Below are 12,221 nucleotides of genomic sequence, written 5' to 3' on the forward strand. Positions count from 1 at the left end.
CCGGCGCACCCTTCCAAGGAGCCCGCAATGAGCCTACCCAATCCCGCCGAGCTGATCCGGCAGATGGCTGTCGACCTTCGTGCCCACCTGGCGCGCCGGGCAATCACCGAGCCCCGTTTTATCGGTATCCGCACCGGCGGCGTCTGGGTTGCCCAGGCCCTGCAGGATGCCGTGGGCGACACCAGCCCAATGGGCACCCTGGACGTGTCGTTCTACCGCGACGACTTCAGCCAGAACGGCCTGCACCCACAAGTGCGCCCGTCCGAGTTGCCGTTCGAGGTCGAGGGCCAGCACCTGGTGCTGGTGGATGACGTGCTGATGAGCGGTCGTACCATCCGCGCGGCGCTCAACGAACTGTTCGATTACGGCCGCCCGGCCAGCGTCACCCTGGTCTGCCTGCTGGACCTGGATGCCGGCGAACTGCCGATTCGCCCGAACGTGCTCGGCGCCACCCTGTCGCTGGGCGCCCATGAACGGGTAAAATTGACCGGACCCGCACCGCTCGCCCTCGAGCGCCAGGACCTCGCCTCCGCTTCCGCCCTTTAAGAGTCCCCCGCGATGACGCCAATCGACGCCAAGCGCCCGCTGCAGCTCAATGATCAGGGCCAGCTGCGCCACTTCCTCTCGCTTGACGGTTTGCCTCGCGAACTGCTCACCGAGATCCTCGACACCGCCGACTCCTTCCTGGAAGTCGGTGCCCGGGCTGTGAAAAAAGTCCCGTTGCTGCGCGGCAAGACTGTGTGCAACGTGTTCTTCGAGAACTCGACCCGTACCCGTACCACCTTCGAACTGGCAGCCCAGCGCCTGTCGGCCGACGTGATCAGCCTGAACGTGTCGACCTCTTCGACCAGCAAGGGCGAAACCCTGTTCGACACCCTGCGCAACCTCGAAGCCATGGCCGCCGACATGTTCGTCGTACGCCACTCCGACTCCGGCGCCGCGCACTTCATCGCCGAGCACGTGTGCCCGGAAGTGGCCGTGATCAACGGCGGTGACGGCCGCCACGCGCACCCTACCCAGGGCATGCTCGACATGCTCACCATCCGCCGTCACAAAGGCAGCTTCGAAAACCTGTCCGTGGCGATCGTCGGCGACATCCTGCACTCGCGTGTGGCCCGTTCCGACATGCTCGCGCTCAAAGCGCTGGGTTGCCCGGACATCCGTGTGATCGGGCCGAAAACCCTGATCCCGATCGGTATCGAGCAGTACGGCGTAAAGGTCTACACCGACCTCGCCGAAGGCCTGAAAGACGTCGACGTGGTGATCATGCTGCGCCTGCAGCGTGAGCGCATGGCCGGTGGCCTGCTGCCCAGTGAAGGCGAGTTCTACCGCCTGTTCGGCCTGACGACCGCACGCCTGGCCGGGGCCAAGCCTGACGCCATCGTCATGCACCCGGGCCCGATCAACCGTGGCGTAGAAATCGAGTCGGCGGTAGCCGATGGCAAGCACTCGGTGATCCTCAACCAGGTCACCTACGGTATCGCCGTGCGCATGGCCGTGCTGTCCATGGCCATGAGCGGGCAGAACGCGCAACGTCAATTGGACCAGGAGAACGCCCAGTGACCATCAGTATTCTTGGCGCCCGGGTGATCGACCCCAACAGCGGCCTGGACCAGGTCACCGACCTGCACCTGGACGGCGGCCGCATTGTCGCCATCGGCGCCGCACCGGCCGGTTTCAGCGCCAGTCGCACGATCCAGGCTGATGGCCTGGTCGCTGCGCCCGGCCTGGTCGACCTGGGCGTGTCCCTGCGCGAGCCGGGTTACAGCCGCAAAGGCAACATCGCCAGTGAAACCCGCGCTGCCGTTGCCGGCGGTGTCACCAGCCTGTGCTGCCCGCCACAGACCAAGCCGGTGCTGGACACCTCGGCGGTAGCCGAACTTATCCTTGACCGCGCCCGCGAAGCCGCCAACAGCAAGGTCTACCCGGTCGGCGCCCTGACCAAGGGCCTGGAGGGCGAGCAACTGGCCGAACTGGTGGCCCTGCGTGACACCGGTTGCGTAGCGTTTGGCAACGGCCTGAAGGAAATCCCCAACAACCGTACCCTGGCCCGCGCCCTGGAGTATGCCGCCACCTTCGACCTGACGGTGGTGTTCCACTCCCAGGACCGCGACCTGGCCCAGGGCGGCCTGGCCCACGAAGGTGCCATGGCCAGCTTCCTCGGCCTGCCGGGCATCCCGGAAAGCGCCGAAACCGTGGCCCTGGCGCGCAACCTGCTGCTGGTGGAACAGAGCGGCGTGCGTGCGCACTTCAGCCAGATCACCAGCGCCCGTGGCGCGCGGCTGATCGCCCAGGCCCAGGCCTTGGGCCTGCCTGTGACCGCCGATGTAGCGCTGTACCAGCTGATCCTCACGGACGAGTCGCTGCGCGAGTTCTCCAGCCTGTATCACGTGCAGCCGCCGCTGCGCACCGCTGCCGACCGTGACGGATTGCGTGAGGCGGTGAAGTCGGGGGTGATCCAGGCCATCTCCAGCCACCACCAGCCGCACGAGCGCGACGCCAAGCTGGCCCCGTTCGGCGCCACCGAGCCGGGTATCAGCAGCGTCGAGTTGCTGCTGCCACTGGCCATGACCCTGGTGCAAGACGGCCTGCTCGACCTGCCAACCTTGCTGGCCCGCCTGAGCAGCGGCCCGGCTGCCGCCCTGCGCCTGCCGGCTGGGGAACTGAAAGTGGGTGGCGCGGCCGACCTGGTGCTGTTCGACCCGCAAGCGTCCACCGTTGCTGGCGAACAATGGTTCTCCCGTGGCGAGAACTGCCCGTTCATCGGCCACTGCCTGCCAGGTGCAGTGCGTTATACCTTGGTCGATGGCCACGTCTGCCACGAGGCGTGAGTAACGTCTGTGGGAGCGGCCTTGTGTCGCGATAGGGCCGCATAGCGGCCCCAGCAATCTATGCATGATGCCGAGATCCTGGGGCCGCTGCGCGGCCCTTTCGCGACGCAAGGCCGCTCACACATTGACCACCTGCAACCTTTAGCCTGCACCAACCATTCATCCCCCCCGGTTGAAATCCTTCCCCCCACCCCCATATGAGTCTGCATCAGGCACTTTCGCCCCGCTGCGTGGAGACTCTCCCCTTGACCACAATCGTTTCTGTCCGCCGTAACGGCAAAGTCGTCATGGGCGGCGACGGCCAGGTATCCCTTGGCAACACCGTGATGAAAGGCAACGCCAAGAAGGTGCGCCGCCTGTACCACGGCCAGGTCATCGCGGGCTTCGCCGGCGCCACTGCCGACGCCTTCACCCTGTTCGAGCGCTTTGAAGGTCAGCTGGAGAAACACCAGGGTCACCTGGTACGCGCCGCCGTCGAGCTGGCCAAGGAATGGCGTACCGACCGCTCCCTGAGCCGCCTGGAAGCCATGCTGGCCGTGGCCAACAAGGATGCATCCCTGATCATCACCGGCAACGGTGACGTGGTCGAACCCGAAGATGGCCTGATCGCCATGGGTTCCGGCGGCGCCTATGCCCAGGCCGCAGCCCGTGCCCTGCTGAACAAGACCGACCTCTCGGCCCGCGAAATCGCCGAGACCGCCCTGAACATCGCCGGCGACATCTGCGTGTTCACCAACCACAACCTGACCATCGAGGAGCAGGACCTGGCCGACTGATTCAGCTGTTCTGGCGCCCCTTCCCGGTGAAGGGGCTTTTCCACGCTGACTCACCTGCCCAAGGACCGTATTGATCATGTCCATGACCCCCCGCGAGATCGTCCACGAACTCAACCGCCACATCATCGGCCAGGACGACGCCAAGCGCGCCGTGGCCATTGCCCTGCGCAACCGCTGGCGGCGCATGCAGCTCCCTGCCGAGCTGCGTGCCGAAGTCACCCCCAAGAACATCCTGATGATCGGCCCTACCGGCGTCGGCAAGACCGAAATCGCCCGCCGGCTGGCCAAACTGGCCAACGCGCCGTTCCTCAAGGTCGAAGCCACCAAGTTCACCGAAGTGGGCTACGTGGGCCGCGACGTCGAATCGATCATCCGTGACCTGGCCGATGCCGCGCTGAAGATGCTGCGCGAGCAGGAAATCATCCGCGTGCGCCACCGCGCCGAAGACGCCGCCGAAGACCGCATCCTCGACGCCCTGCTGCCCCAGGCACGCGTCACCAGCTTCAGCGAAGAAGCCGCACAGACCAGCAGCGACTCCAACACCCGCCAGCTGTTCCGCAAGCGCCTGCGCGAAGGCCAGCTGGACGACAAGGAAATCGAGATTGAAGTGGCCGATGCCGTAGGTGTCGAAATTGCTGCGCCGCCCGGCATGGAAGAAATGACCAACCAGCTGCAAAGCCTGTTTGCCAACATGGGCAAGGGCAAGCGCAAAGCGCGCAAGCTGAAGGTGAAAGAAGCGCTGAAGATGGTTCGCGATGAAGAAGCGAGCCGCCTGGTCAACGAGGAAGAACTCAAGGCCAAGGCCCTGGAAGCGGTCGAACAGCACGGCATCGTGTTCATCGACGAAATCGACAAGGTTGCCAAGCGCGGCAACGTTGGCGGCGCCGATGTGTCCCGTGAAGGCGTGCAGCGCGATCTGCTGCCGCTGATCGAAGGCTGCACCGTCAACACCAAGCTGGGCATGGTCAAGACCGACCACATTCTGTTCATTGCCTCGGGTGCATTCCACCTGAGCAAGCCGAGCGACCTGGTGCCCGAGCTGCAAGGCCGCCTGCCGATTCGTGTCGAGCTGAAGGCACTGACCCCGGAAGACTTCGAGCGCATCCTGCAGGAGCCGCACGCGTCGCTGACCGAGCAGTACCAGGCATTGCTGAAGACCGAAGGCCTGAACATCGAGTTCCTCGCCGACGGCATCAAGCGCCTGGCCGAGATTGCCTACCAGGTCAACGAGAAGACCGAAAACATCGGTGCCCGCCGCCTGCACACCCTGCTCGAGCGCTTGCTCGAAGAAGTGTCGTTCAGTGCGGGCGACCTGGCCAGCACCCATGACGAAGCGCCGATCCAGATCGACGCGGCGTATGTGAACAGCCACCTGGGTGAGCTGGCACAGAACGAAGACCTGTCGCGTTACATCCTGTAAGACCGGTTTCGACAGTTTCGCGGGCAAGCCCGCTCCTGCACATGTCACCCCATCCCTTGGGCCTGTGGTGATCCGTGCAGGGGCGGGCTTGCCCGCGAAGAGGCCCTTGAATCCCTCCCCCATAAGCTGGAAGCTGTGCTTCATCAGCTCCCGAGAGATTCTGCCCATGGCCCGCCTGCCTACCGCCATCAACCTGCACAAAGCCTCCAAAACCCTCAGCCTCACCTACGCGCCCGGCGAGGTCTACCACCTGCCCGCCGAGTTCCTGCGCGTGCACTCTCCCTCCGCCGAGGTCCAGGGCCACGGCAACCCCATCCTGCAGTTCGGCAAGATCAACGTCGGCCTCAGTGGCCTGGAACCTGCCGGCCAATATGCACTGAAACTGACCTTCGACGACGGCCATGACAGCGGCTTGTTCACCTGGGAATACCTTGAGCAACTGTGCCTGCGCCAGGAACAACTGTGGGCGGAATACCTCGACGAGTTGCACAAGGCCGGCAAATCCCGCGACCCAGCCGAATCTGTGGTCAAGCTCATGCTCTAGCGCAAGGCCTGAGGGGTTTAGAGCGCATTTTCTAAATTCATCTGTTTGAATGACTTGCAGACAGCCCAGTGAAGGGCTGTCTTGCGCATTACACGAAAGTCGGGTAACCAATGGGTGTGGCAAGTTCCCTGCATCACTTTGCAGGTCGGCAGAACCCACGCAGCACCGCTGTTCCTTATCACTGGTCACCCGAGTAGCAGTACCGGGCTCAGGGCTGTGCACCCGCCACAGCAACCGGTACTCGTCTCAGGACAACGGAGCGTCGTAGATGAGTAACAAGAACAACGATGAGCTGCAGCGGCAGGCCTCGGAAAACACCCTGGGGCTGAACCCGGTCATCGGCATCCGCCGCAAGGACCTGTTGAGCTCGGCACGCACCGTGCTGCGCCAGGCCGTGCGCCAACCGCTGCACAGCGCCAAGCATGTGGCTCACTTTGGCCTGGAGCTGAAGAACGTGTTGCTGGGCAAATCCAGCCTGGCCCCGGACAGCGACGACCGTCGCTTCAATGACCCGGCCTGGAGCAACAACCCGCTGTACCGCCGCTACCTGCAAACCTACCTGGCCTGGCGCAAGGAGCTGCAGGACTGGGTGAGCAGCAGCGACCTGTCCCCCCAGGACATCAGCCGCGGCCAGTTCGTCATCAACCTGATGACCGAGGCCATGGCGCCGACCAATACCCTGTCCAACCCGGCTGCGGTCAAACGCTTCTTCGAAACCGGCGGCAAGAGCCTGCTCGATGGCCTGTCCAACCTGGCCAAGGACATGGTCAATAACGGCGGCATGCCAAGCCAGGTGAACATGGATGCCTTCGAAGTGGGCAAGAACCTGGGCACCAGCGAAGGCGCGGTGGTGTACCGCAACGATGTGCTGGAACTGATCCAGTACAGCCCCATCACCGAACAGGTGCACGCCCGCCCGCTGCTGGTGGTGCCACCGCAGATCAACAAGTTCTACGTGTTCGACCTCAGCCCGGAAAAGAGCCTGGCGCGCTTCTGCCTGCGCTCGCAGCAGCAGACCTTCATCATCAGCTGGCGCAACCCGACCAAGGCCCAGCGCGAGTGGGGCCTGTCCACCTACATCGATGCGCTGAAAGAAGCCGTCGACGCGGTGCTGGCGATTACCGGCAGCAAGGACTTGAACATGCTCGGCGCCTGCTCCGGCGGCATCACCTGTACCGCTCTGGTCGGCCACTATGCCGCCATTGGCGAGAACAAGGTCAACGCCCTGACCCTGCTGGTCAGCGTGCTGGACACCACCATGGACAACCAGGTTGCATTGTTTGTCGACGAGCAGACCTTGGAGGCCGCCAAGCGCCACTCTTATCAGGCGGGCGTGCTGGAAGGCAGCGAAATGGCCAAGGTGTTCGCCTGGATGCGCCCCAACGACCTGATCTGGAATTACTGGGTTAACAACTACCTGCTGGGCAATGAGCCCCCCGTGTTCGACATCCTGTTCTGGAACAACGACACCACGCGCCTGCCGGCCGCCTTCCACGGCGACCTGATCGAAATGTTCAAGAGCAACCCGCTGACCCGCCCCGATGCCCTGGAAGTGTGCGGCACCGCGATCGACCTGAAACAGGTCAAATGCGACATCTACAGCCTCGCCGGCACCAACGACCACATCACCCCATGGCCGTCATGCTACCGCTCGGCACATCTGTTCGGTGGCAAGATCGAATTCGTACTGTCCAACAGCGGGCATATCCAGAGCATCCTCAACCCGCCGGGCAACCCGAAGGCACGCTTCATGACCGGTGCCGACCGCCCGGGGGACCCGGTGGCCTGGCAGGAAAACGCCACCAAGCATGCAGACTCCTGGTGGTTGCACTGGCAAAGTTGGCTGGGCGAGCGTGCCGGCGCGCTGAAAAAGGCACCGACCCGCCTGGGCAACCGTGCCTACGCGGCCGGCGAAGCCTCCCCAGGCACCTACGTTCACGAGCGTTGAGTTACAGCGCCGTGGCGGCCTGCGGGGCGCCACGGTGTTTACTTCACCCAAGAGTCACGTGCATGCCGCAACCCTATATTTTCAGGACCGTCGAGCTGGACCACCAGTCCATCCGCACCGCTGTTCGCCCCGGCAAGCCGCACTTGACGCCGTTGCTGATCTTCAACGGCATCGGCGCCAACCTCGAGCTGGTGTTCCCGTTCATCGATGCACTTGACCCGGACCTGGAAGTCATCGCCTTCGATGTGCCCGGGGTCGGCGGCTCGTCTACGCCACGCAACCCGTACCGCTTCCCTGGGCTGGCCAAGCTGACCGCGCGGATGCTCGACTACCTCGACTACGGCCAGGTCAACGTCATCGGCGTGTCCTGGGGCGGCGCCCTGGCCCAGCAGTTTGCTCACGATTACCCCGAGCGCTGCAAGAAGCTGGTGCTGGCCGCCACCGCTGCTGGCGCGGTAATGGTGCCAGGCAAGCCCAAGGTGCTGTGGATGATGGCCAGCCCCCGGCGTTACGTGCAGCCATCGCATGTCATCCGCATTGCACCGATGATCTATGGCGGCGGCTTCCGACGTGACCCCGACCTGGCCATGCACCATGCTGCCAAAGTGCGCTCCGGCGGCAAGCTGGGCTACTACTGGCAGCTGTTCGCAGGGCTCGGCTGGACCAGCATCCACTGGCTGCACAAGATCCAGCAGCCCACCCTGGTACTGGCCGGTGACGACGACCCGTTGATCCCGCTGATCAACATGCGCCTGCTGGCCTGGCGGATTCCCAATGCCCAGCTACACATTATCGACGACGGCCATCTGTTCCTGATCACCCGTGCCGAAGCCGTCGCCCCGATCATCATGAAGTTCCTGCAGGAAGAACGTCAGCGTGCGGTCATGCATCCCCGTCCGGCCTCGGGGGGGTGAAACAGCTGCGGCCTGACAGGGGAAATGGATCAGACGAGGGAGTGTTGCCATGAAAGACAAACCGGCCAAAGGATCGACAACGCTCCCCGCCACCCGCATGAACGTGCAGAACGCCATCCTCGGCCTGCGCGGCCGCGACCTGCTTTCCACGCTGCGCAACGTCGGCCGCCACGGCCTGCGCCACCCGCTGCATACCGCGCATCATCTGCTGGCGCTTGGCGGGCAGTTGGGGCGGGTGATGCTGGGGGACACGCCCTACCAGCCGAACCCGCGTGACGCACGCTTCAGTGACCCGACCTGGAGCCAGAACCCGTTCTATCGCCGCGGCCTGCAGGCCTATCTCGCCTGGCAGAAGCAGACACGCCAGTGGATCGATGAAAGCCACTTGAACGACGATGATCGAGCCCGCGCCCACTTCCTGTTCAACCTGATCAACGATGCGCTGGCGCCCAGCAACTCGCTGCTCAATCCGCTGGCGGTCAAGGAGCTGTTCAACACCGGCGGCCAGAGCCTGGTACGCGGCGTGGCCCACCTGCTCGACGACCTGCGTCACAACGATGGGCTGCCGCGTCAGGTGGACGAGCGCGCCTTCGAAGTAGGCGCCAACCTGGCTGCGACCCCTGGCGCAGTGGTATTTCGCAACGAGCTGCTGGAGCTGATCCAGTACTCGCCGATGAGCGAAAAGCAGCACGCACGCCCACTGCTGGTCGTGCCGCCTCAGATCAACAAGTTCTACATCTTCGACCTCAGCGCTACCAACAGCTTTGTCCAGTACATGCTCAAAAGCGGCTTGCAGGTGTTCATGGTCAGCTGGCGCAACCCCGACCCACGCCACCGTGAATGGGGCCTTTCCAGCTACGTGCAAGCCCTGGAGGAAGCGCTCAATGCCTGCCGCAGTATCAGCGGCAACCGCGACCCCAACCTGATGGGCGCCTGTGCCGGCGGCCTGACCATGGCCGCACTGCAAGGCCACCTGCAAGCCAAGCAGCAATTGCGCCGGGTACGCAGTGCCACCTATCTGGTCAGCTTGCTGGACAGCAAGTTCGAAAGCCCGGCCAGCCTGTTCGCCGATGAACAGACCATCGAAGCGGCCAAGCGCCGCTCTTATCAGCGCGGCGTGCTGGACGGTGGCGAAGTGGCGCGGATCTTCGCCTGGATGCGGCCCAACGACCTGATCTGGAACTACTGGGTCAACAACTACCTGCTCGGCAAGACACCGCCGGCGTTCGACATCCTGTACTGGAATGCCGACAGCACGCGCCTGCCCGCCGCGCTGCATGGCGACCTGCTGGAGTTTTTCAAGCTCAACCCCTTGACCTACGCGTCCGGGCTGGAGGTGTGCGGTACGCCAATCGACCTGCAGCAGGTCAATATCGACAGCTTTACCGTGGCCGGCAGCAACGACCACATCACGCCATGGGACGCGGTGTACCGCTCGGCCTTGCTGCTGGGTGGCGAGCGGCGCTTCGTGCTGGCCAACAGCGGGCATATCCAGAGCATCATCAACCCGCCAGGCAACCCCAAGGCCTACTACCTGGCCAACCCCAAGCTGAGCAGCGACCCACGCGCCTGGTTCCATGACGCCAAGCGCAGTGAAGGCAGCTGGTGGCCGTTGTGGCTGGAGTGGATCACCGCACGCTCCGGCCTGCTCAAGGCGCCGCGCACTGAACTGGGCAACGCCACTTACCCACCGCTAGGCCCCGCGCCAGGCACCTACGTGCTGACCCGATGAGCTGCTGACTGGATGAAAACCCGCGACCGTATCCTTGAATGCGCCCTGCAGTTGTTCAACCAGCAGGGCGAACCCAACGTATCCACCCTGGAAATTGCCAACGAACTCGGCATCAGCCCAGGCAACCTGTACTACCACTTCCATGGCAAGGAGCCCTTGGTACTGGGCTTGTTCGAGCGTTTTGAAGAAGCGTTGATGCCGTTGCTGGACCCACCGCTGGAGGTGCGGCTGGACGCAGAGGATTACTGGCTGTTTCTGCACTTGATCGTCGAGCGCATGGCTCAGTACCGCTTCCTGTTCCAGGACCTGTCCAACCTGACCGGGCGCCTGCCCAAGCTCGCCCGAGGCATGCGCAGCCTGATCAATGCAATCAAACGCACGCTGGCGGCGCTGTTGGCAAGCCTCAAGAGCCAAGGGCTGGTGGAGAGTGATACCCAGGCGCTGGGGCAACTGGTTGAGCAGATCACACTGACGCTGATGTTCTCGCTGGATTACCAGCGTGTGCTGGGGCGCGAGGGGGATGTGGGGATCGTGGTGTATCAGGTGATGATGCTGGTGGCCCCGCATCTACAGGCCCAGGCCCGGGCGGCGGCAGAGCAGCTGGCAGTGAAGTACCTGGAGGGGTAGGCCTGCTGGAGATGTAGTGTTGCAGCCGACGCATTCGCGGGTAAACCCGCTCCTACAAGGTTTGGCGCATCTTGTGGGAGCGGGTTTACCCGCGAAGAAGGCGACGTGGTATCAGATCAGGGTACCGGTGCCGGTTGGTGCCGATGACGTGCTGCTGGCCGGAGTGGCGGCAGGTGCAGGTGCAGGTGCCGCGGTCGCAGCAGGCGCAGCGCTGGCCGCTGGGGCGGCTGGCTTGGCGGCTGCCGGTTTGGCCGGAGCCTTCTTCACCGCAGGTTTTTTGGCCGCTGCCGGCTTCGCCGCAGGCTTGGCTGCCGCGGGCTTGGCTGCAGGTTTTTCCGCTGCGGTTTTGGCTGCGGGTTTGGCCGCTGCGGTTTTGCCAGCAGGTTTGGCCGCCGCCGTTTTCGCTGCAGGCTTGGCTGCTGCCTTGGCCAGTGGCTTGGCCGCAGCCTTGCTCGCAGCCGGCTTGGTTGCTGCAGTGCGCGACGAAATCGGCGTAACCGAAGCACCGGTCAGCTTCTCGATCTGCTTGGTCAGGCTGTCCACCTGCTGGTGCAGTGCCTTGATCTCGTTGCGGCTCGGCACACCAAGGCGCGAGATGGCGCTGTTAAGGCGCTTGTCGAAGGCTTCTTCAAGTTCGCTCCACTTGCCCAGCGCACGGTCCTTCACGCCCGACACCCGCGAAGTGGTCGAAGACTTGGCAGTCTCGGCAACATCTTCAGCCGTCTTTTTCGCCTGCTTCTCGGCCTTCTCGCCATCCTTCACCAGCGAGTCGAACAGCTTCGGGCCGTCCTGGTCGATCTTCGAATAGATACCCAGCCCCGCCAGCCAGATCTTGCGGGAGTATTTCTCGATCCCGCCGACCCAGGAGCTGCCTTCTTTTTCGGTGTTCTTCTTGCCAGCCATCCTGCTCTCCTTATGGTTTGTGCGCGACGCGCTCAAGCAGCTCATGCAACTGTTCAAGCTTGATCGACAACGCCTCAACGTCATGTTTAGACGGAATACCCAAGCGATTCAAGGCGCGACCGACCCGTGCGTCGAAAGCTTTTTCGATCTTGTCGAGTTGAATTTCTACCTTGCCGCGTACGCGGCTCACTTCTTCACCGACTTCGTCAAGCTGGTGGTTGGCGGCATCGAGCTCTTTGTCGATGCGCTTCTTGCCGCGCGTCTCGACACCTTCACCCGCCCTGACCAGCTCTTTGAAGTAGTCAGAGCCTTCCTGACCGACGCGGGCGTAGGCGCCGATACCGGCCAGCCAGATCTTGCGCGCATAGCCGCGCACCTCGCCAAGCGTGCCCAGGGCTTCGTCTTTTTTCTTCACAATCACTTTGGCCATGCTGTGTACCTCATGCTCATGAGTGGTGGAAAACCGCCCATGGAGGCTGGGCTTGAGCATAAGGTAGGGAAGAAAATTAGAAACCTCACCCTAAGG

The 12,221-nt window shown here is 63.5% G+C and carries 12 protein-coding genes; 10 read left to right on the forward strand and 2 right to left on the reverse strand.

The window, feature by feature from the left end; all coding sequences use genetic code 11:
* Positions 1-27 precede the first annotated feature (27 nt).
* From pyrR to ACZ889_RS01990, 10 genes are all read left to right on the forward strand, one after another.
* A complete protein-coding gene (pyrR, locus tag ACZ889_RS01945; protein ID WP_476257148.1) occupies positions 28-546 on the forward strand; it encodes a bifunctional pyr operon transcriptional regulator/uracil phosphoribosyltransferase PyrR in 519 nt (172 codons plus the stop codon).
* Positions 547-558: 12 nt separating this feature from the next.
* Positions 559-1,563 (forward strand): aspartate carbamoyltransferase catalytic subunit, encoded by a 1,005-nt coding sequence (locus ACZ889_RS01950; RefSeq protein WP_003249311.1) that lies wholly within the window; start codon positions 559-561, stop codon positions 1,561-1,563.
* A complete protein-coding gene (locus ACZ889_RS01955) occupies positions 1,560-2,831 on the forward strand; it encodes a dihydroorotase (RefSeq protein ID WP_012053915.1) in 1,272 nt (423 codons plus the stop codon). The genes ACZ889_RS01950 and ACZ889_RS01955 overlap by 4 nt, the downstream gene beginning before the upstream one ends.
* Positions 2,832-3,076: 245 nt before the next feature.
* The gene (gene hslV, locus ACZ889_RS01960) at positions 3,077-3,607 is read left to right on the forward strand and encodes an ATP-dependent protease subunit HslV (protein ID WP_003249309.1); all 531 of its coding nucleotides are present in this window, start codon (positions 3,077-3,079) and stop codon (positions 3,605-3,607) included.
* 76 nt (positions 3,608-3,683) lie between these two features.
* Positions 3,684-5,027 (forward strand): ATP-dependent protease ATPase subunit HslU, encoded by a 1,344-nt coding sequence (gene hslU, locus ACZ889_RS01965; protein WP_003249308.1) that lies wholly within the window; start codon positions 3,684-3,686, stop codon positions 5,025-5,027.
* Positions 5,028-5,193: 166 nt separating this feature from the next.
* Positions 5,194-5,571 carry a gamma-butyrobetaine hydroxylase family protein gene (locus ACZ889_RS01970; RefSeq protein ID WP_003249306.1) on the forward strand — a complete coding sequence of 126 codons (378 nt, stop codon included), beginning with the start codon at positions 5,194-5,196 and terminating at the stop codon, positions 5,569-5,571.
* A gap of 268 nt (positions 5,572-5,839) precedes the next feature.
* Complete coding sequence (gene phaC, locus ACZ889_RS01975; protein WP_004576724.1) at positions 5,840-7,519, forward strand: class II poly(R)-hydroxyalkanoic acid synthase; 1,680 nt, start codon at positions 5,840-5,842, stop codon at positions 7,517-7,519.
* A gap of 62 nt (positions 7,520-7,581) precedes the next feature.
* Positions 7,582-8,433: a poly(3-hydroxyalkanoate) depolymerase gene (phaZ, locus tag ACZ889_RS01980; protein ID WP_019437383.1), complete on the forward strand. Its 852-nt coding sequence runs from the start codon at positions 7,582-7,584 to the stop codon at positions 8,431-8,433.
* A 49-nt stretch (positions 8,434-8,482) separates the two neighbouring features.
* Positions 8,483-10,165, forward strand: a complete 1,683-nt coding sequence (gene phaC, locus ACZ889_RS01985) for a class II poly(R)-hydroxyalkanoic acid synthase (protein WP_004576726.1) — start codon at positions 8,483-8,485, stop codon at positions 10,163-10,165.
* Positions 10,166-10,177: 12 nt separating this feature from the next.
* Positions 10,178-10,792: a TetR/AcrR family transcriptional regulator gene (locus tag ACZ889_RS01990; RefSeq protein WP_010955569.1), complete on the forward strand. Its 615-nt coding sequence runs from the start codon at positions 10,178-10,180 to the stop codon at positions 10,790-10,792.
* Positions 10,793-10,903: 111 nt separating this feature from the next.
* Here ACZ889_RS01990 and ACZ889_RS01995 read toward each other — a convergent pair whose 3' ends face one another.
* Complete coding sequence (locus ACZ889_RS01995; RefSeq protein WP_180689150.1) at positions 10,904-11,695, reverse strand: phasin family protein; 792 nt, start codon at positions 11,693-11,695, stop codon at positions 10,904-10,906.
* 10 nt (positions 11,696-11,705) lie between these two features.
* A complete protein-coding gene (locus tag ACZ889_RS02000) occupies positions 11,706-12,125 on the reverse strand; it encodes a phasin family protein (RefSeq protein ID WP_014592667.1) in 420 nt (139 codons plus the stop codon).
* Between the last annotated feature and the right edge of the window lie 96 nt (positions 12,126-12,221).

Source organism: Pseudomonas sp. TE3895, assembly GCF_056278855.1.

Excerpts from the sequence above, each read along its gene's own strand:
- pyrR (WP_476257148.1), top strand. The coding sequence starts at position 28 with ATGAGCCTACCCAATCCCGCCGAGCTGATCCGGCAGATGGCTGTCGAC.
- ACZ889_RS01950 (WP_003249311.1), top strand. The coding sequence starts at position 559 with ATGACGCCAATCGACGCCAAGCGCCCGCTGCAGCTCAATGATCAGGGC.
- hslU (WP_003249308.1), top strand. The coding sequence starts at position 3,684 with ATGTCCATGACCCCCCGCGAGATCGTCCACGAACTCAACCGCCACATC.
- ACZ889_RS01970 (WP_003249306.1), top strand. The coding sequence starts at position 5,194 with ATGGCCCGCCTGCCTACCGCCATCAACCTGCACAAAGCCTCCAAAACC.
- phaC (WP_004576724.1), top strand. The coding sequence starts at position 5,840 with ATGAGTAACAAGAACAACGATGAGCTGCAGCGGCAGGCCTCGGAAAAC.
- phaZ (WP_019437383.1), top strand. The coding sequence starts at position 7,582 with ATGCCGCAACCCTATATTTTCAGGACCGTCGAGCTGGACCACCAGTCC.
- phaC (WP_004576726.1), top strand. The coding sequence starts at position 8,483 with ATGAAAGACAAACCGGCCAAAGGATCGACAACGCTCCCCGCCACCCGC.
- ACZ889_RS01990 (WP_010955569.1), top strand. The coding sequence starts at position 10,178 with ATGAAAACCCGCGACCGTATCCTTGAATGCGCCCTGCAGTTGTTCAAC.
- ACZ889_RS01995 (WP_180689150.1), bottom strand. The coding sequence starts at position 11,695 with ATGGCTGGCAAGAAGAACACCGAAAAAGAAGGCAGCTCCTGGGTCGGC.
- ACZ889_RS02000 (WP_014592667.1), bottom strand. The coding sequence starts at position 12,125 with ATGGCCAAAGTGATTGTGAAGAAAAAAGACGAAGCCCTGGGCACGCTT.